The following is a 21564-nucleotide window of genomic DNA, read 5'->3' as shown; positions in this document are numbered from 1 at the left end:
GGAACGGTTGACAGAGAGGGGAGTGTGTATGGACAAGAGTACGCATCTGAAAGACCGGATCATTGAAGAATATTGGATGAAAAAATGGTCTCAAGATCTGCCGCGGGAATTATTGCCTGTAAGCAAAAGCAAGTCTAACTATCAACCGGGAGCACGCAGAGAAACGCTAGAACGGGTTATTCCCAGGGAGACAATCCGCCAACTGGATCAAATGTCGAAAGGCTCGGAACTGGGACGTTTTATTTTGTTCTTGACGGCGCTGTCTGGGCTGCTTCATCGCTATTCGCAGTCAGAAGATATATGTATTGGCACGACGACGCTTGTACAGGCCCAATCCGAGCCAGGGAGTCTGCTTTTTCTCAAGCCTCGGGTTCAAGGAAGTCGAACGTGGCGTGAGCTAAACGAAGACATGAAGGCCGAGTTTTCCCGAACATTGAACCATCAGGCCAATTCTTTGTCCCTTCTCTATGACAAGTGGACATCTCTTCATGGGAGAGAGCTGCAAGAACTGTGGCAACTGGCATGTGTCGATGAGGGATTACAAACGGCGGTCGATGACCTGGATCGATTTGATCTGATAATCAAGCTTGTACCGAACGAAGAAGAAGGTCGGATACTGCAACTCGTTTATCGACCTGAGGTGTACTCGATGTCCTTGCTTGAATCCTTTGCTGCCAACTTGCTGTATGTTCTGGCTCAATGGCCTAAGAAATCAGCGGTTTCTCTGGAGGATGATGCGGCAAATATGCTGGCTCCACAGCAACGAGAGCTTCTAGTAAATGGCTTAAATCAGACGGCTGTAGAACTGACGGATGTGAATATGCTGCATCAGTTGTTCGAAGAACAGGTGGTACAAACGCCTGAGCAAGCTGCTGTAGTCGAAGCAGAATATTGCATTAGTTACAGAGAGCTAAATGCAAGAGCCAATCAACTTGCCCGTGCTTTACAACGTCATGGAGTGGGTCCAGATGATATTGTCGGCATCATGACTGAGCCGACGGTGGAAGTTATCGTGGTGATCCTGGCGGTACTAAAGGCAGGAGGGGCGTATTGTCCGATAGATCCGGCGTTTCCAGCAGAGCGGGTACAGCAACTTTTTACGGATAGTCGGATGGAGTTGCTGATCTCACCGCCACAGTATGTGGATGCCCATCCTTTTCAAGGAACAGTGCTTGATCTGTCCAATCCCGCCTTCTATACAGGCGAGACGTCCAATCTGCCAGTTCAAGGCAGACCTGATCATATGGCGTATGTCATATATACATCAGGCTCGACTGGAACGCCCAAAGGCGTGATGATAGAGCATCGACATATTGTTAATCAATTGGCTGGGCTGAAACACAGCTATGATTTCCATGAACAATTGAGACATATTTTGATGGCTCCATTCACATTCGATCCTTCTGTGCAGCAGATTTTTTTGCCTTTAGCTACCGGAGGGACACTGTATCTGGTTCCAAAAGAAGCCAAGACAGATCCAAGCGCCTTTTGGGGACTGGTACGGAAGGAACAGATTAATGTGTTAAATACCGTACCTTCACTAATGGAAGTGCTGTTGGAGCAGGTACCAGATATTGAGCATCCCTTTGCTTTTATCATCATGGCAGGTGAGGTTTGTAGCGGGCAGCTGGTACAGCATTTACGAGATAAGCTGAACATAGGCGAGCTGTTTAACATTTACGGTCCGACAGAAGCGGCTATTAATACGACTTTGTATGAATGCCAACCTGCAGAGCAACGGGCAACTCTACCCATAGGCAAGCCGCTATTAAATTATCAGGTGTATGTTCTAGATCCACAGCAACGCTTGCTGCCCTTTGGGGCGACTGGAGAGCTGTTCATCGCTGGAGCTGGATTGGCGCGAGGATACTTATACAATCCACGCTTGACGGACGAACGCTTTGTGCCGAACCCGTTTGGAACCCAAGCAGAGCGGATGTATAAAACAGGCGATCTGGTGAGATGGTTGCCAGACGGTAATCTGGAGTTTGTCGGCAGGTCGGATGACCAGGTTAAAATCCGAGGGATGCGTGTGGAACTGGGGGAGATTGAGACTATTCTCAGAAGTCATCCGTCCATCAAAGAGGCTGTGGTCATTCCGCATGGATCAGAGCACACCGAGGAGCTTGCAGCCTTTTATACATTGAAAAGGCTGAAGACCTCGAAAGCATCTCCGTTAGGAACCAATGACATCCAATTGTACCTGAAGCAATATGTACCGGACTATATGGTTCCGGCACATGTAGTTTGTCTGGAGTCCATGCCTGTCACGGCAAATGGCAAAGTGGATAAAAAGGCGCTGCCTTTGCATCGGATTGGAGTAGTCCATACTCGTGCATATGTGGCACCACGTAATGAGTTGGAGGAACAACTGGCGGATATCTGGAAGAAGTTGCTGTCCGTGCCTGCCGTTAGTGTGGAGGACAGTTTTTTTGAAGCAGGTGGCAACTCGTTGTCTATCGTGCGACTGCAAAGCAGAATCCACCATTTACTAAAGACTCAGCTGACCATTCCGCAGCTTTTTACACATCATACGATCGCGATGCAGGCCAAAATCATTCAGTCCGGCGGTGTGGAGAAACCTATCAAACCCCTTCGCGAAATGGATACAAGACGGCAACATATCCACAGGGCTGAGCTTGGGGCCAAGGGAAGACACGGTGATGTTGCTGTGATTGGCATGGCTTGCCGTTTTCCTATGGCGGACAGTTGCGATGCCTTCTGGGACAATCTGTGTCACGAGGTGGATGCTGTTCGCGACATTCCAACTCATCGGTTACAAGATATAATTCATGGTTCAGATAATGTAGCTGGACAGTTAGGCTCGTTGCCGCAAGGGGCATATCTGGAGCAAATTGATGGATTTGATGCATCGTTTTTCCATATAGTTCCTAATGAAGCACGAATGATGGACCCGCAGCAGCGCCTGCTGTTACAGGTTGTTTGGGAAGCAATGATGAATGCGGGATACTCGGAAAAAGAGGTGTACGGGTCGAAGACGGGAGTATTTGTAGGAACAGGTACACCGCAATATTTGGACCTGATGCCACAGATTGAGCCCTCTGCTATACCGGGGAATTTACAAGCTGTGATTGCCGGTAGGATTGCTTATGTCTTTAATTGGACAGGCCCGGCAGAGGTCATTAACACGGCCTGTTCCTCTTCACTCATGGCTGTGCATCATGCGGTACAGGAGATCACGTCTGGTGGCTGCGAAATGGCTGTGGCTGGCGGTGTCAATCTGTACCTGTCGATGGTAGATGAAAATCTCTTCAACATGGGAATCGCCGCGCCTGATGGCAAGACGAAAGCGTACGACGAATCGGCGGACGGTACAGGTGGTGGCGAAGGAGTAGGTGCTGTTGTACTCAAGTCACTGGAGCAGGCCGTGGCTGATGGTGATTATATTTACGCAGTGATCAAAGGAAGCGCAGCTAACTCGGATGGGCGATCCAACGGAATGACCGCTCCTAATGCCGCTGCGCAGGCTGATGTGATTGAGGAAGCCTGGAAGCGCGCGGGGATTGATCCAGAGACAATTTCATATATCGAGACACATGGAACAGGCACCAAGCTAGGCGATCCTATTGAAATGGAAGGCATTGCGCGGGCTTTTGGACGCTATACAAATCGTAAACAGTTCTGTGCGGTAGGATCGGTCAAGAGCAATATCGGGCATCTGGATTCAGCAGCAGGGATTGCCGGGTTTATGAAGGCAGTGCTGGCCATGACCAAACGTCAGATTCCAGCATCCCTTCATTTTAAAGTGCCTAACCCGCATATTGATTTTGTCAATTCTCCGGTTTATGTCGCTCCGTCACTTCAGGAATGGATGCCTGAATGCGGGATTCGTCGTGCAGGTGTAAGCTCATTTGGTCTGAGCGGAACGAACTGCCATGTTGTATTGGAGGAATATACGCTCCAAAGAGAAGCTCCGCCTCCGGGCGAAGAATATTTGTTCACTTTGTCTGCCCGGACCGAACAAGCGCTCTACGCTTATGCCGAGAGGTTTGCGGCTTATTTGGGAAATAACCACGAAGCTTTGGCAGATATTTGTTACTGCACCAATATCAGTCGTGGAAACGATGCTTATCGTTTGGCTACCGTCGTCAGCTCGCAGGAAGAATTACAGCGTAAACTCAAGCTGTTTGCAGAGCAGGGCGATCAAAATGCGGCTTCCATATTACTAGATCGCGAACGAATATACGTAAATACGATAGGCAAAACAGGGGGAAATCCAGCGCCGTACAGAGTCCAGCCTGCGGAATCACTGGAACGTTTGGTGGAGGCTTATATGCAGGGCAGTGAGCTGGAGTGGGATGACTATTATCGCGGACAGAACCGGGTGCGTGTCCCTCTTCCAGGCTACCCGTTTGAAGAGAAGCGCTACTGGGTTGAACCTAAAGTTCAGCAATCACCGGATGTACCAGCCAGTGCGGAATTGATCGCTGACACGCAGAAGGGAGCTCCTGATTTCTGGCAGGCTACCGAGATGGTTTTTCAATTCGGTGAACGGTTATTGGAGGAGAGCGGATTCGCGGTAGTCCAGGGATATAAAGAGGCGGTTGATGAATTTGCGGCCCAGCTTATCATCGAACTATTCAGGCAATGGGGGACGCTCACAGAACCTGGAAAAGTATACAAAGAGTCTGAAATGCTGCATACGATAGGGATCACCTCCACATATCAGCGTCTCTTCCGGTTCATGCTGCGTTTCGTAGAGAAGCAGGGCCACGTACGCTTGGACGGTGAAAATATAATGCTGACCGTTGATCAGTCAGTTCCCGATCTGTCGATGTTATGTACCCAATACATCGAGCAATATCCGGCATTTGCTGGAACCTTCAAGGTGTTGAAGTATTGTCTGGACGCCTATCCGGCTGTATTAACGGGGAAAAGATCGCCTTTGAGTGTACTGTTTCCCGATGGCACATCGCAATTTCTGGAGGGCTTTGCCAATCAGGGACGTACCCTGGGCGATCTGTGTGAGACGATGGCGCTGGACGCATTAAAGCAGCATATTTTAGCACAAGCGGGAAAACGGCTCCGCATTCTGGAAGTCGGGGCTGGCTCGGGAACGGTGGGTAAGGTGCTTTTTCCAGCCATAGCAGGTCTCCAAGTGGAGTATTACTATACCGATTTGGGACGGGGCATCATTTTGGAAGCACAAAAGCAGTTTGCAGCCTATCCGTTTGTTCAATATCAAACTTTTAATATTGAAGAAGATCCTTTGGCGCAAGGCTTTGTGCCGGAACAGTTTGATATCATTATTGGTCTGAATGTGATTCATGCCACGAGCCGTTTGCGAACCTCCTTGTCCCAGTTGAAAAAGGTACTTGCCCCTGGTGGAGCCCTGTTTATGATCGAAAAGGTGCAGAACGAGCCTGCGGAAAATCTCGTGTGGGGAATGACAGAGGGATGGTGGCTGTTCGAGGATCAGGATATACGAAAGGATTCTCCACTGGTTCCGACGGAAACATGGGAGCAGTTGTTGAAGGAAGAGCAATTCACGGAAGTACGGACCTTCCCTGTGCGTTTGCCAAACCGTACTAAGGCTGAGACCGCACTGATTATCGGTCGAATGAGTGAACAAACACAGGTGAGTACAATCGAAGATTTAATGTACCGTGTTCGCTGGACTCCAAAAGAACTGAAGAAGACAAGAGAAGGTGCACTAGCTCAGGGAAACTGGCTAATCTTTAAAGACAAGCTGGGGATTGGTGACGAGCTGGCGCTTCGCTTGACGCATTCTGACCATCAGGTGGTGACCGTAGAGACGGGGCAGATGTTTGAAAAACAGAGCCATCATCAATACACCATCCGGGCGGGTGTAGAAGCAGATTACCTTCAACTCATGAGTGAACTGAGACAACGGAATCAGCGCTTGAACGGTATCGTTCATTTCTGGACCTGCACAGATCCCCCTTCAACTCCAGTCAATATTGAAACTGTGGATGTTGCTTTGGAGTCAGGTGTTTATAGCCTTTATTTTCTGACAAAAGCATTACTGCATCAGGGCTTACATGAAACGCTCGATTTGCGAGTGGTTTCGAACTTTACACAGCGGATTTCGGATGAACAGTATATATCACCTGAAAAATCTGCGATTCACGGTTTAGTGAAGGTTATTTCTCAGGAGCATCCACAATTGCAATGTTTCGGACTGGATGTTGATACGATCCATCACACGAGGGAGCAAGTTGCGGATCTGATCATGACCGAGCTGCAAGAAAATAAAACAGACTCGTTCGTTGTCGTCCGTCAGGAACGATATATCCAAGGCATGGCCCGTCTGGAATCGGACTTGGTAAGCACCCCGGATACTCGGAATCATCCGAATATTCCAGATCGGCGTTCCGTCACCATTCGTCCGGGTGCGGTGTATATCGTGACTGGTGGTGCAGGAGGCTTGGGATTTGAGGTCTGCCGGTATTTGTCCCAGCAAGCCCCGATCCATCTGGTCATTCTGAATCGGACAGAGCTGCCGGAAAAAGAGCATTGGTCACAAATTATACATGATCCGGTGGAAAGACAAGCTGATGCTGCAACTTATCGTAAGTTGTCAGCCTTTGTAGATATGGAAAAATACGGATCGCAGGTCCATTACTACGCGGGGGATGTGTCTGATTTTAGGCAGATGAAGCTGGTTTTTGAAGATGTGCAAGCTCGTTTTGGCCCCGTTAAAGGAGTGGTTCATTGCGCAGCAGCTAGCGGCGATACCAGCCGTCCATTGGAAGTTCAGAATAGGGATGACTTTGGGAAGGTACTTTGCCCCAAAATTCATGGCACGTTAGTACTGGATAAGCTTCTTGCTGAGCAAGAGACAGATTTCTTCGTTCTCTTCTCTTCGGTAGCTTCGCTATGGGGCGGAGCTGGCGGTGGTGATTATGCGGCTGCCAACACTTTTATGGATGCCTTCAGCGCACAGCGGAACATGCGGGGGCAAACGACGTTGGCAATCAACTGGTACGCATGGGAGGGACTTACAGGACCAGGCTGTATGGATTATATGCCTGTACCGGATGCACTGGCTGCTTTCCACATGAGCTTGTCTTGTCCGCTGGATCAAGTGGCTATTGGCAAGTTTGATACACAGAAGCTCCGTGAATGGGCGCCGATGATGAAAATTCAGCTTGCACCGGATATGCTGACGGATCGACATCGAGCTGTACCGCAATCCACTAAGGAGGTAGGAGCTCCGTCATTCGTCAAGCCTAACCGTTTGGTGACAGATGTGAAGGTCAGTCTGAAAGGGAAACCGACAGAACCTTACACAGAATTGGAACAGCAGATTGCTCAAATTTGGGCCGAGGTGCTGGGATACGAGGAAATTGATGTGAGTCAACATTTTTTTGAAATTGGTGGGGATTCCCTGCTTATTTTAAAAGTGCTGAGTCTTCTGAATGAACGGGTTGATCCTGAAGTGGAGGCCGGAGACCTGTTCTCATACGGTACAGTTTCACAGCTGGCGCAATTTATAGAAGGCAGGCTTGCTGCCAGTACGAGAGAAGTGATAACCGAAGGCCCGCAATCATCGGTCAAAGCTTCTGACCTTGACCATGCGGATGAGGATTTGCGGAGTCTGATCAAGCGGGTAAAGGAGGACGCTATTTCAGTGGATGAGGCTATGAAAGGATATGAAAGCATATGAGGGATACGTTTGTTGAAGCCATTTTGCAGCTTGTAGCCAAACAGGAATTATCTGAAGAGCATGCGTATTCTCTGATCAAGCAATATCAAGTTCAGCTCAAAGCTGCGTCATCGTCTGCAGTCCACGAGGGGATAAACCGCAACAGGGATATAGCCATCATCGGCGTAGCTGGACGATTCCCGCAAGCAGATACCAAGGAGCAATATTGGAACAATCTGGTTCATGGTCTGAATGGGATACGAATGTTTCCAAGCTCACGTTTGGAGCAGATCCGACCTTTTTTGGATGAACACAATCAAGGGCCGTATATGCCAGCAGGTTATCTAGACGAAATAGATACGTTTGACGCTGCATTCTTTAATATCCTCCCAGGGGAAGCCAAATATATGGACCCGCAGCAGCGTATGTTTATGGAAACCGGTTATGAGGCCATTGAGGATGCAGGTTATGGCGGAGAACGTATCCGTGGCTCACGGGTGGGCGTATATGTCGGCTATAGTGAAGCGAGGTACAAGGAGCTGATCGAAAGTGATTCATCCACCGCTTTTGTCGGGAATTTTCCGCCCGTGATCGCAAGCCGTCTGGCTTATGCCTTGAATCTATCTGGGCCTGCACTCAGTGTAGCGACCGCCTGCTCTTCCTCTCTTGTCGCTTTGCATCTTGCATGTGAAGGATTGCTTGCTGGAGATTGCAGTATGGCTTTGGTGGGCGGAGTAGCCATTGGCGCTTTACCCACCAGATTGGAACCGGGTGGGCTTGGGATCACCTCGTCGCAAGGACAATCACGCAGCTTCGACGCTGATGCCGATGGTACGGGATGGGGTGAAGGTTGTGGCGTTGTTCTAATCAAGCCACTGGAACAAGCTGAGAAGGATCACGATTATATTTACTCGGTGATTAAAGCAAGTGCTATCAATCAGGATGGTGCTTCCAACGGATTGGCATCCCCGAATGCCCGAGCCCAGGAAGAAGTGATTGTAGAGGCTTGGAAGCGTGCAGGCATTGATCCGTCGACGATCTCTTACATTGAGGCTCATGGAACAGGGACCAAAATTGGAGATCCGATTGAAATCAAAGGGATTACAAATGCTTTTCGCAGGTATACGCAAAAAAGACAATTTTGTGGAATCGGCTCAGTCAAAAGCAATATCGGTCATCTGGATTCGGCCTCGGGCATGGCAGGGCTAATTAAAATGATTCTGGCTTTACAGCATAAAAAACTTCCGCCTACCCTGCATTTTGCGTATCCCAATCCGCTGATGAACTTGCATAGTTCTCCGGTCTATATTCATACAAAGCTAGCTGATTGGCGAAGTGAGGACGGGATTCCGCTGAGAGCGGGTATCAGTTCATGGGGATTAAGCGGTACAAATTGTCACGTGGTGCTGGAGGAGTATCAAGGCAGCAGGCCCTCACTATCATCGTCCTCCGATGTACCCTGCAGTGAGGAACGAGTATTTACGCTTTCGGCATATAGTGAGGATTCACTGCGAAGATTGACTGCTCGATATATTGATTTTTTGGAGAGTGACGATATTCCGTCTTTGGAAAATATCTGTTATGTCCTGAACACGGGCAGAGAGCATCATGCTTATCGATTGGCAATTCCAGTTTCGGATCGGATCAATCTTTGCTCAAAGCTGCGCCAGGCTTATAACGCATTGGTCTGTCAGGATGGAACAGGGCTGGAGCAACAGGGGATTTTTTGCACTATATATAGCGAGCCCCTGCCCCTGGCAGAAATGACGCTGGATACAGATGCACGAATGATTGCCCGGCGATATGTTAACGGAGAGAACAGACGCTGGTTGGAGGATTATTCGGCAGACGAGTGTGTCAAAGTTCCTTTGCCTACATACGCCTGGGACAAGCAGCGCTACTGGGTAGAGCCGCCGATCCAACGTCGAAGCCGTGGTCGTAACGAACAGTTGACAGCCTATAACGAAGTACGTGTTTCCTTTCGTGATGGGTATGTTCCGACGGAAACGGAAGACAGGCTGGCACGCATTTGGGGACGGATTTTGGGTGTTGACGAGCTCTCTATAGATGCTGATTTCTTCGAATTGGGTGGAGACTCACTGCTGGCTACGGATCTGATTACAGCCATCAGTCAGGTGTTCCACACGAGAATTACATTGGTTGATTTGTTTGGACACCCTTGTATTCGTGAGCTTGCCAAGCTTGTTTCAGGAGGAGAAACAACGGATTACCCGTCTATCGAACCAGTGTCTCCACAAGCATTTTACCCCGTATCCAACGCACAGCGGCGTCAGTTTATTCTGAAGCAGCTGGCAGAAGATAATTTGAGCTACAACATGCCTGGAGCGGCTATGATCACTGGGCGTTTGGACGTGGAGCGCTTAAAAGACGCATTTGCTGCGATCATTCATCGTCATGAATCCTTTCGGACAGTGTTTGATGTCGCAGAGGATGAAATTGTGCAAAGTGTTCTTCCGGAAGCTGAGCTTGCGATATCACTGGGAGTGGCTTCAGAAGAAGCCGATGTGCAAAAGCTGATGGAAGAATTTGTACAGCCGTTTTCCTTGGGAGAGGCGCCTTTACTTCGTGTATGCTTGCTGCGATTAACGGATCAGTGTGATGAAGAGGACAAGCATTTGCTAATGTTTGATATGCATCATATTGTTTCAGATGGTGTTTCCATGGAAATCCTCATTCGGGAATTTACCAGTCTTTATAGCGGGCAGAGCTTGCCACCGCTACGTATCCAGTATAAGGACTATGCAGTATGGCAAAATGCTTTTCTGCACAGCGAGCAGATGCTCCAACAGGAGAAATTTTGGCTGAAGACGTTAACGGAAGGGCGGGAGGCAGGACTACCGATTCTGAATCTGCCCAGTGATTATCCACGGCCGCTTGTGATGACTTTTGAAGGGGGCATGTATTCGTTCACGATTGACAAGGTGGCTGCTGACCGCTTGCGGGCCCTGGGACAAGAACATGGGGCTACACTATATATGACGCTTCTGGCTGTATACAATGTGCTGCTGTATCAATACACAGGGCAGGAGGATGTCATTGTAGGTTCTCTCATTGCTGGAAGACGTTATACGGGGGTAGAGCATACGATAGGTCTTTTTACGAACTATTTGCCTATTCGTAATACTCCGGCAGGAGAGCGCTGCTTTACAGACTTTTTAAAGGAGGTGGCTCATCGGACTATAGCTGCGTATGATCATCAGGATTATCCATTTGAAAAGATGGTGGAGCACCTGGATCAGAAACGTGATCTTTCGCGCAACCCTATTTTTGACACCATGCTTATTTTACATAATCAGGGGATGCAGAGGACCCAATTTACGATGGGAGATGTGACGCTGGACATGGTGGACTGGGCCAAACACAGCTCAACCATGGATTTGAAGCTCGACATTTTTCAAGGGATGCAGGGAGAGCTAAATTGCACCTTTGAGTATTATTCCCGGTTGTTTCACCAACAGACAATCACTACACTTGCAGGACACTTGCTCAGCCTGATCGACCAGATTCTGGACCAGCCTGAACAAGCTTTGGCGGAGTACCGGATTTTTTCACCTGAGGAAGCGGACAACATGAAGCGGAAACGACGAGCAAAGGACTCCACTTTTGCGATTCCTCCGATTTGCCCGGCACCAGAGATTGAGTGGCATCCTTTATCTTTTTACCAAAAGCAGTTATGGCGACATCGGGGATCAACTCCTCATATGATCGTTCGTGCAGCGTGGACAGGCAAGGTGGATCAGACGTTATTTGTCAGGGTGTTGGAAGAACTGCAAGCCGAACACAGTACGCTCAGAATAATCTTCAGGGAAGAGACCTCCGAGCCGACTCAGCAGGTGAAGACACATCTTCCGTTGGATTACACATTCACGGATGTCATAGAGGAGGATGCAGCTTCTTGGGCGGATTCTAGTGTGGCTGCCGAGTATCGTAACCCGTTTGAGCCACGACAAGGGCCGCTGTATCGGGTGCGCTTGGGGTGTGACAACAACGAACGGTGCCAATTGATCGTGGCTGTTCATCCATTACTAATGGAATGTCTGGACATGAAAGGTTGGCTGGAACGACTGTTTATCCGCTACTCCGCCGCTGTTACGGATTCGGTAGTGGATGCAGTCCACACATTTCAGTCAATCCCGCAGATTGACTTTACCTATTGGCAGCATCAGTTGTTGCAGGAAGGATATTTGGAGCCGCAAAAAGCGTACTGGACCGAAGCTTTACGAAATCCGCTTCCTCAAATCGGATTGCCGTTCAAACGAGGAGAAGATGCTTCTGCAACGTCTGAATGGGATTCCATTGAAGTGACTCTTGCCACAGAGGAGACTGAAGCTTTACACAGTTTTGCCTCCAGTCATGATAGTAGTGTTACGGACATTTTATTCGCATGTTATTTCTTGCTGCTGCGGCAATTGACGCAGGCGGAGGAGCTTTTGGTCCATGTCGTTCATCCCGAGGGACATCCGGTGCAGGGGAGTGGAATACCTTTACGTATCCAGCATCCTGTGCCAGTCAGAGTTTCAATGGAGGGGCTTTCGTCGTTTAACCCTTTGCTAGAAAAAGTGAAGGACAGGTATCAAGCCGCACTTCAAGCCGTTTTATATCCGTTTCATTTGCTGCTGGACCCTAATGTGTTGAAGAGCGGGGCGGAGTATTCAACCCGTTTTAACGTCATCTTTTGCGAAGAAGACTGCACGAGCTCTTTACCTGTGGTAGGGGAAGTGGGATTACGTGTATATCCCTCAGAACCAGCAGCACTGCAACTGTCTGTTGTGAGATTAACAACCGGACTGACCTGTTCCCTGAGGTGGAATACCGCTTTGCTGGAATCTTCTTATGTTCACTCTATGTTGGAGAGGTATCACAAAATAATCAAGACCATTGCTGGTAGTGTGTCTAGCCTGTCCAAAGTATCCCATTAACGTGCGTTTCATTCAAAGGAGGCAATTACAAATGGAATTGAGATCATCTATTGAATTTTACGACAATCGGTTTTTAATGTTCGTTCTGGATCAAATGGCTTATGAATTTGAGAAAAACGGCTCCAAGGAGGTCATTCGGATGACCTTGGGAAAATCCGAGCTACCTTTGCACGAGGATATTATTCAGTCGATGAAGGATGCATTAGATACCTTTGAAAAAAGCTCGCTTGTATTCCCACCGGGCTTGCCGGAATTAAAGGAAGCTTTGGCGGAGGAATACAAGAAAACCTACGATCTGGACATTAACCCTAACAATATCTTGATTAATGTGGGCACCAGTGCCTTGTTCCGGAATTTGTTTTATTTATTAGCGAAAGAAGGGGATGAGGTACTGCTGCCGCGTCCGTATTATTCCCTGTATCATTTCTGCGCTCAATTGGTGGGGGCGAACGTTCGCTACTATGATATTAATCTGGATACGTTGGCACTCGATCTGGATTCCTTCAGGGAAAACTTCACGGATAAAACCAAAATTGTGGTAATTAATTCGCCTGGCAATCCGTTAGGCAATATTTTAACGAAAGAAGAACTGTACGCCATTGATGAAATCATCGACGGACAGGCTGTAGTCATTAATGATGAGATTTATGCCAATGTTTGCTTTGATGAACGAAGCACCTCGGTACTGGAGCTGACGGATACCAAATCAGCTTTTATTACGACGAATGCTTTCTCCAAAGGATACCGGATGTACAGTCGGCGCGTTGGCTACTGTATCGTTCCTGACGAGCTGGTCACACCGCTTACGGTCATACAGCATCATACCTTGTTGACAGCTGACCCTGTCGTGCAGTTTGGCGCGCTCGAAGCATTGGCGCATCCCGAAGAGATTGAGCAACTGGTCAGCCTGTACAGAGCAAGACGGGATTATACGGTGGAGCGGTTCAATGAGGTTCCACTCGTACGTGCCATTCCTGCTCAAGGTAGCTTTTACTTCACACTTGATTGTGAGAAATACATGGACGAGCATGGTATTGAGACAAGTTTGGAGCTGGCGGAACAAATAATGAGAGCCAAACAAGTGGCGACAGTGCCGGGTTCTGATTTTGGATTACCGAAAATGCTGCGCCTGTCCTACTCTACAACGCGATACAACGAAGGCATAGACCGATTAGTGGACTTTTTCACAAATAGCTTGGTAGGTCAATCGGCTGGATCTGCTGCAATTCCGGTTCAGGAGTAGCTCCTATGGATCTTGATTTTGATGCATTTGAAATTCTATCGGCAGATGAGGAACGCGTCATTGCGGAGATGAATCAGACCAGCAAGGCTTATGAGGAACAGCTGACGATTCCTGATTTGTTTGTCCGTCAGGTCGCGAAAACCCCTCAGCATACTGCTATTGAAGAATATGGTTCTTCCATCACCTATGCCGAACTGGAGGAACAAGCGAACCGAATGGCCCGCCTACTGTACGCAGTAGGTGTACGGCCTAACCAGCGGGTAGCGGTGGTAGCGGAACGGGGAATTGAGCTTTTGGTGGCTGTTTTCGGTGTATTAAAAGCAGGGGCGGCCTATGTACCTATTGATCCGGATTATCCGAAAAAACGGATTCAATACATGCTGCGCGACAGTGCCTGCAGTGTGCTGATCACCGAGTCTGCCAAACTGCAGACGATGCTGGAAGATTTGCCGGAGAGTATGACGACCGCTGTCTGCCTCGACGAAACAAAGGTGCAAACAGATAAGCTGACTGTGTATCAACGATCGGATTGGGAGCACCAGGGAAAGGCTTCATGGCACTGTCCTGCCTGTGAAAATGATCTGGCATATCTGATTTACACCTCAGGCTCCACGGGAGATCCCAAAGGAGTCATGATGACGCATAAGGCTGTGCTGAACACGCTTTTTTGGTTGCAGGATACTTTCTGTCTGGCCGCAGCAGATGTGATTGCGCAGAAGACTTCCGCCAGCTTCACCGACTCGGTATGGGAGTTCTTCTGGCCCTTGATTTATGGAGCCAAGCTGTCCATTTTCAGTTCGGATACGGTCAAAGATCCACAAAGGCTCTATGAACAGCTGCGAGATGACAAGGTTACTATTACCCAGTTTGTTCCAGCTCAGATGAGTCTCTTTTTGGATGCGATTCCGACCGATGAGACAGACCATCCGCTGCCGGAACTAAAGTGGGTATTCAATGGAGGCGAAGCCTTGCTCGTCAATGGGGTGCGAGACTGGTACAGCACGTTCCGGGAAGCCAAGATTGCCAACATTTACGGCATGACCGAGTCGGCTATTTATGCAACCTGTTACCTGATTGACGCATCTCCGGCAAAAGGAGAGTTGAGTATTCCATTGGGCAGGCCGCTTGCGAATACGCATGTCTATATTTTGGACAAGGAGGGGCAGTTGTGCCCCTTTGAGGTCAAAGGCGAAATCTGTATCGGCGGCATTGGTCTGACGGCGGGGTACTGGAATAAGCCGGAAGCCACTGACAAGGCTTTTACCCAGCATCCCAAAACCGGCGAAAGATTATATCGTACGGGAGATCTGGGCTTGTTACGACCAGATGGCATCCTGGAGTACAGCGGACGTAAGGATGATCAGGTTCAGGTGCGAGGATATCGCGTAGAGCTGAAAGAAGTGGAACGGGCTGTATCTGTCTTTCCAGGGATTAAGGAAACGGCTGTAGTTGCCCAAACTGATGAGTTTGGTGTAACCAATCTTTTATGTTATTTTACATCGCTGGAAAAAGGGCTTGAAGTGGATGATCTGACAACTCACCTGCGTGAATTATTGCCTGAGTATATGATTCCAGGATTTTTTATGGAACTGCTGGAGATGCCGCTTACTCCTAACGGAAAGATTGATCGCAAAAATCTGCCACAGCCGGAGCGGCGAGTTCATCGTTCAACCGCATATGTGGCGCCCCGTAACGAGAGAGAACATATGCTGGCCAAAATCTGGGCCGGAATTTTAAATATAAGTCCGGAGGACGTCGGCATCCATGACAGCTTTTTTGAAATCGGCGGCAACTCCATCTCGATTGTTCGACTGCATCGTAAGATGCAACACGCGCTGGGCAGCAAGGCGACGGTCGCTGAGCTGTTCTCCTATCCTACGATTGCAGCGTATATGAATCATTTTGAAAATCAATCCAAGGATGACGAACAGCTGGATCAGGATCTCATGAGCCTGCTGGATCAAATTGAAGATGGCTCACTGGATGTAAGCCAGTCTATACGGGCGCTGGACCATCTGAAGGAGGGATAACATATGAAACGGGTTCAGAATTACTTGCTAGCTCAGGTGGCTGCAAAACATCTCTCCAAAACAGAAGCTCTGCCGATGCTAAAAGAGCTATTCGAAAATGAGGCCAAAACAGTAAAAGTCGATGATATTGCTGTTGTGGGGATGGCTTGCCGTTTTCCGGGGGCGAATGGAACGGATGAATTTTGGGATAATCTCGTAAACGGCATGGATGCCGTAAGAGAATTTCCGGAAAGTCGCAAGTCGGATGTAGATCGGCCTATTCGAGATTATTTTAAAGGCAAACGATATGCGCCTGAGATTAAGTATCGCAGAGGAGCGTATTTGGACCATATTGACCGTTTTGATGCAGAATATTTTAATATCACGCCAGCGGAAGCCCGTTGTATGGACCCTTTGCAGCGCATTTTCCTCGAAGTTACCTGGGAAGCACTGGAGGATGCTGGATACGCCGAAAAGGAATTGTATGGCTCACGTACCGGAGTGTACGTAGGGGATACGGATGCCGACTACTTGCAGCTGATTCAGAACATGGAGCCTTATGCTTTGCCCGGCAATACCATTTCAGTCGTAGCCAGTCGGGTGGCCTACCTGCTGAATCTCGCCAGCGGCAGTCATCTGATTGATACTGCTTGCTCGGCATCTTTGGCCGCTGTACATCATGCGGTTAAAGGGCTGATTACAGGAGACTGCGACATGGCTGTAGCTGGAGGACTAAACCTAACCCTGTTTCCTGTAGACGAGGGGCTGGTGGATATCGGCATTGCTTCTCCTGATTCTGTCGCTCGTACCTTCGATGCTGCAGCGAATGGAACTGTCTGGGGCGAGGGATTTGGAGTCATTGTACTGAAGACGCTGGAAAAGGCCAAGAAGGATCGGGATCATATCTACGCCGTTATTAAAGGGAGTTCCATGAATTCAGATGGAAAGTCCAACGGTATTACCGCCCCAAGTGCCTTGGCTCAGACGGAGCTGATGAAGGAAGCTTGGCGCAATGCGGGCATACCCCCTGAAACAGTAACCTACATCGAGGCTCACGGTACAGGAACTCGTCTAGGTGATCCGATTGAGATCGAAGGCATTACCAATGCCTTCCGTAGCTACACGGACAAGCGGCATTTTTGTGCTCTGGGTGCGGTAAAAACAAACATCGGTCATTTGGACACCGCAGCTGGTATTGCGGGTCTAATCAAAACGGTGCTGTTGTTGCAACAGAAGGAGATTCCGGCAACCCTACATTTTAACGAGCCGAATCCGCACATTAATTTCATCGAATCGCCTGTATATGTGAATACAGAGCTGGTTCCATGGGAGACGGAGGCAGGAGTACCACGGCGGGCGGGGGTCAGTGCTTTTGGTCTGGCAGGGACCAACTGCCATGTCATATTAGAAGAATATGAGCAGGATGAGCGGAGCCTGTCCGCCAGTGTAGAAGACGTGCCGTACGTATTTACGTTGTCTGCCAAGAGCAAAGCTTCCTTCAATGCTTTGGTTGACCGTTACCGTACATTTTTGGACCGTACAACTCATACACTGCCAGATATTTGTTTCACAAGCAATCAGGGACGCGGGCACTATGCTTATCGGCTTGCAATTGTAGCTACAAGCCTTGATGAGCTTAGGGAAGGGATAGAGCGTTTTGCAAACGCAGATGAAGCTGTGCGTCCAGCTTTGGCGGGAGAGAGAATTTATTATACCCGTCTGACAACCCGTGAAGAGAAAAGCTTTAAGGTGCAGCCCGACACCAGTCTGGAGAAGGTTGTAGATGAATATATGCAAGGTAGCGAGATCAATTGGGCTGCCCTGCATGATTTGGAGCAAAGGCGCCGTGTTCCTTTGCCTGTATATCCATTCTCAGGCAAGCGGCATTGGGTGGAGTATATTCCCGAGCATGCGCTAGAGCACGAAGTGACTTCTCCAGCCATGAAATCTGAACCGGAGAAACAGGTGGATCATTGGTTTTATGAACTGAATTGGATAGCCAGTCCTCTCCCGGCTGCTGCCCTCCCAGAACGCCCTAGTACTGGAGAGTTATGGCTTATTCTAGCGGATGAAGAAGGGATAGCTGATTCACTTGGCGAGTTCATGAAGGCCCAGGGAGAAACGCCGATCTTTGTAGAGGCTGCATCTGATTTTGCAGTCGTAGACCCGGAACATTACCGGATTCGTCCCGGCTTTGCGGAGGATTATACCAAGCTGCTTGCAGCCGTGGCAGAGTCCAAAACGCAAGGTGGAGCAGAGCTTACCGGAATCGTGCATCTGTGGACATGTACCGAAATTCGCAGTCGCATGCGGAAACTTGATGATTTGAATGAAAGTCAGGAGCAAGGAGCTTTAAGTCTTTTTTATTTAATGAAGGCAGTGCAAGCAAGTTCGATTCATCGCTCGTTGGAAATCAAAGTCGTCTCAAACTACGCACAGTTGGTCGTAGCGGAGGATACATATGTGTTCCCGGAAAAAGCGCCTCTGTGGGGATTGATGAAGGTCATTTCACAGGAATATAGCCAGCACCGTTGTAGCTGTATGGATGTAGAAACAATCGGACGGGAGAATTCCGACATCGCTCGGGAAATCATGTTGGAATTGAATCGGGATGAAGCAGATCAAGGTTCAGCATGGCGTGGCGGTCAGCGGTATACACAACAGCTGGAACGGATGCGGCTTGCAGCCCTTCCACGTCGCAAAATTACGCTGCGCGAGGGCGGTGTCTATTTGATAGCCGGGGGAGCCGGCTCGGTAGGACTGGAGACTTGCCGCTATTTTGCCCGCCAGGCCAATGTAAAGCTAGTGCTGGTCAATCGGACAGAGCTTCCAGACCGGGGAACTTGGCAGGAACGAGCTGTGGGACCGGACACTTCTGCGATTGCGAAGAAAATCCGCCGACTGTTGGAGATTGAAAGCCTTGGCTCCGAAGTTAGCTACTACGCAGCAGATATCACGAACCTGGCTTCCATGAAGAAGGTCGTTGAGGATATACATGCACGTTACGGTCCAATTCATGGGGTTATTAATGCCGCGATGCATTTGGAGGAAATTCGTCTGGAGCAGATGGATACCGCCGCATTTCAGCGAACCATGGAAGCCAAGGTGACCGGAACATGGGTGTTGAACGAGGTGACCAAGGAGCAGACGCTGGACTTTTACATTCTGTTCTCGTCAGTGGCTTCGCAACTGGGAGGCGCAGGTTTGGGCAGCTATGCTGCTGCGAATGCATTTCTGGATCAGTATGCCCACTATCAGAGCCGTCGCGGCATGGAAGTGATGGCGATCAACTGGTCGGATCTGGAGATGGGGGATACACCGAACGAACTGATGGATCAACGGATGTTATCTCAGCCGATTTCGTCCGAGGACTATGGAAAGCTGCTTGATCGGCTTTTGCAATATAAGCTGACCCAAGCGGTCATCGCCAACATTCACAGCCAGAAGCTGGCTCAAGTGCTGACGCTGCTCAAGGTTCACTTTTCCCCAGACTTAACAAAGGAAATTACAGAGCAAGCACAGGGACATAACGAGCAAGAGTCAGAAGTCTACAGCCATCTGCTGGAGTCCTATCAGGAGCTGAAGCAGTTTATTACTTCAAATGAGGCTCTGAACGATATGATTCAGCGAAATGTGAAGCTGGGTGCTAAATTTGTCTCCTTTGAGGAAGAGCTATTTCATACACTACAGCCGAACTCAAAGCTTGCCAACACTGGAGTGCATATGCGGCCTCACATCCAAGTGACCTTGATCGGTCGTGACGGAGAGGTCTATTCGGAAACGGAACGGCAGCTCGGTCAGATTTGGGGCGAGGTGCTAGGACATGAGGAAATTAGCATACACCAGGACTTTTTTGAAAATGGAGATTCCCTGATGCTGATGAGTGTCATTGCTAAAATCAAAGACCAGCTGGCCATAGATGTGCCGATTCAGGTCTTTTTTCAGGAGCCGACAGTGGCCGGGCTGGGAACTTGGATCGATGAATCCAATCGCAGCGGTTCTGAAGAGGAAGATATCATTCCGGTATTACCACGTCATTTTGCTGAGGCTGAACAATAAAACGGGTTTGTGTTGGGCTAACAGGTGAGGAGTGAAAGGAACATGTTATTCTGCGGACTGAAATTAACGCATGATGGTAGTGTAGCCTTGATTGAGGATAACAAGCTTATTTTCAGCTATGAAGTTGAAAAATTCAATAACAACAAACGCTACAGCGAAATTCCTGATTTAGATTTTGTTGAAGAAGCACTTAACCTGCATGGCTATACCTCGGCAGATGTGGATCGGTTTGTTATTGACGGCTGGGCCGGATTGAAGGAAAGCAGGGTGGATACGCGTTCTCATGGGCAGGAGTTGTCCCTTTCGGTTGCGCCTTACCGCGAAGTATCGCTTTCAGCGGACGCACTCCAAGCCTATTCGGGCAGTGGACTTGTTATTGGAGAGAAATCCTTCGATTATACCAGCTATATGCATTCAACCACACATATCGCCAGCACCTATTGTGCGAGCCCTTATGCGGTAAACAAGGAGCCGTCTTACGCGCTTGTATACGATGGAGGTATGTACCCGCGTTTTTATTACTTTGATCCAGCGAACGAAAGATTAGAAAACCTGGGCCCTCTCTTCATGTACATCGGCAACATTTATTCACTGTTTTCGCTGCACTTTGAGCCTTTCCTTCGCGGAGGACAAGGACCACGTGTGGATGATCTTTCGGTAGCGGGCAAGGTTATGGCCTATATAGCCAAGGGGCGGGTACGTTCAGAGCTGCTCGAACAGTTTGAGTTGACGTATGCGCGGCATTTTTCACCCTCCATGGAGTTTAACTGGACCTTTTCCCAGGAAATCAAGCGATATGTAGATGAGCATCATATTCCGCATGCAGACGCTTTGGCGTCTTTCCATCAGTATTTGGAGCAGCTTCTTGTAACCTCGCTGGAGGCGAGTGTGACCAAGCATGGGCGCAAAACAAAGAACTTTTGCTTTATAGGAGGCTGCTCTCTGAATATTAAATGGAACAGTGCGATTCGAGAAAGCGGGTTATTTGATGATGTGTTTGTTTCTCCATTTACGAATGACACAGGCTCGGCCATTGGAGCTGCTTGTTGTGAGATGATTCATCAGACAGGTCATCCCCATTTGAATTGGTCTGTATACAGCGGGCCGATGGTCATTCAAAATGATCCGGCAGAAGGCTGGGAATCACGTGCTTGTACGGTGGCACAGCTCGCGGAGCTGCTGCATGCGACAGATGAGCCAGTTGTCGTGCTGAATGATCGGGCGGAACTGGGACCACGTGCGCTGGGGAATCGCAGTATACTGGCAGCTGCCGTTCGACCGGATATGAAAGACCGCCTGAATGCCATTAAGCAACGGGAGGACTATCGTCCGGTCTCACCGATCTGCATAGAGGAGCATGCGCCTGCTATTTTTTCGCCAGGAACCCGCGATCCGTATATGCTGTTTGACCATATGCTGCGTGACGAATGGGTGGAACGCATTCCGGCAATCCGTCATCTGGATGGCACAGCACGCTTGCAAACAGTAAGTCGGCAGGACAATCCGCTAATTTATGATTTGCTGCATGCGTACGAGAAATTAAGCGGTATTCCAGTCCTGTGCAATACCAGTGCCAATCTGCTTGGCAGCGGCTTTTTCCCGGATGTGCGTTCTGCAACCGAGTGGAACGGAACCCGATATGTCTGGTGCAATGAAACGTTATACGAAAAGCAGTAGCCTATC

General features: G+C 49.0%; 6 protein-coding genes. All 6 read left to right on the top strand.

The window, feature by feature from the left end:
* Window positions 1-28: 28 nt before the first annotated feature.
* Genes HFD99_RS07405 through HFD99_RS07380 form a run of 6 tightly spaced genes read left to right on the top strand, consistent with a single transcriptional unit; the run spans window position 29 to window position 21558 of the window.
* Complete coding sequence (locus HFD99_RS07405) at window positions 29-7651, top strand: amino acid adenylation domain-containing protein (RefSeq protein WP_167440847.1); 7623 nt, start codon at window positions 29-31, stop codon at window positions 7649-7651.
* On the top strand, window positions 7648-12570 hold the full coding sequence (locus tag HFD99_RS07400) for a condensation domain-containing protein (protein ID WP_123796865.1): 4923 nt from the start codon (window positions 7648-7650) through the stop codon (window positions 12568-12570). The genes HFD99_RS07405 and HFD99_RS07400 overlap by 4 nt, the downstream gene beginning before the upstream one ends.
* A 31-nt stretch (window positions 12571-12601) precedes the next feature.
* On the top strand, window positions 12602-13813 hold the full coding sequence (locus HFD99_RS07395; RefSeq protein ID WP_017426436.1) for a pyridoxal phosphate-dependent aminotransferase: 1212 nt from the start codon (window positions 12602-12604) through the stop codon (window positions 13811-13813).
* Between the two features lie 5 nt (window positions 13814-13818).
* Entirely contained in the window at window positions 13819-15843 is a 2025-nt protein-coding gene (locus tag HFD99_RS07390; RefSeq protein ID WP_123796866.1) for a non-ribosomal peptide synthetase, read from the top strand.
* Between the two features lie 3 nt (window positions 15844-15846).
* Window positions 15847-19881 carry a type I polyketide synthase gene (locus HFD99_RS07385; protein ID WP_123796867.1) on the top strand — a complete coding sequence of 1345 codons (4035 nt, stop codon included), beginning with the start codon at window positions 15847-15849 and terminating at the stop codon, window positions 19879-19881.
* Window positions 19882-19923: 42 nt separating this feature from the next.
* On the top strand, window positions 19924-21558 hold the full coding sequence (locus tag HFD99_RS07380) for a carbamoyltransferase N-terminal domain-containing protein (protein ID WP_045244093.1): 1635 nt from the start codon (window positions 19924-19926) through the stop codon (window positions 21556-21558).
* Window positions 21559-21564 lie beyond the last annotated feature (6 nt).

Source organism: Paenibacillus sp. EKM301P, from assembly GCF_011800295.1.
Lineage (GTDB): Bacteria > Bacillota > Bacilli > Paenibacillales > Paenibacillaceae > Paenibacillus > Paenibacillus polymyxa.
The sequence above is the reverse complement of the archived record's forward strand: the minus strand, read 5'-3'. Positions and strand labels throughout refer to the sequence as shown.

Excerpts from the sequence above, each read along its gene's own strand:
- HFD99_RS07405 (WP_167440847.1), top strand. The coding sequence starts at position 29 with ATGGACAAGAGTACGCATCTGAAAGACCGGATCATTGAAGAATATTGG.
- HFD99_RS07400 (WP_123796865.1), top strand. The coding sequence starts at position 7,648 with ATGAGGGATACGTTTGTTGAAGCCATTTTGCAGCTTGTAGCCAAACAG.
- HFD99_RS07395 (WP_017426436.1), top strand. The coding sequence starts at position 12,602 with ATGGAATTGAGATCATCTATTGAATTTTACGACAATCGGTTTTTAATG.
- HFD99_RS07390 (WP_123796866.1), top strand. The coding sequence starts at position 13,819 with ATGGATCTTGATTTTGATGCATTTGAAATTCTATCGGCAGATGAGGAA.
- HFD99_RS07385 (WP_123796867.1), top strand. The coding sequence starts at position 15,847 with ATGAAACGGGTTCAGAATTACTTGCTAGCTCAGGTGGCTGCAAAACAT.
- HFD99_RS07380 (WP_045244093.1), top strand. The coding sequence starts at position 19,924 with ATGTTATTCTGCGGACTGAAATTAACGCATGATGGTAGTGTAGCCTTG.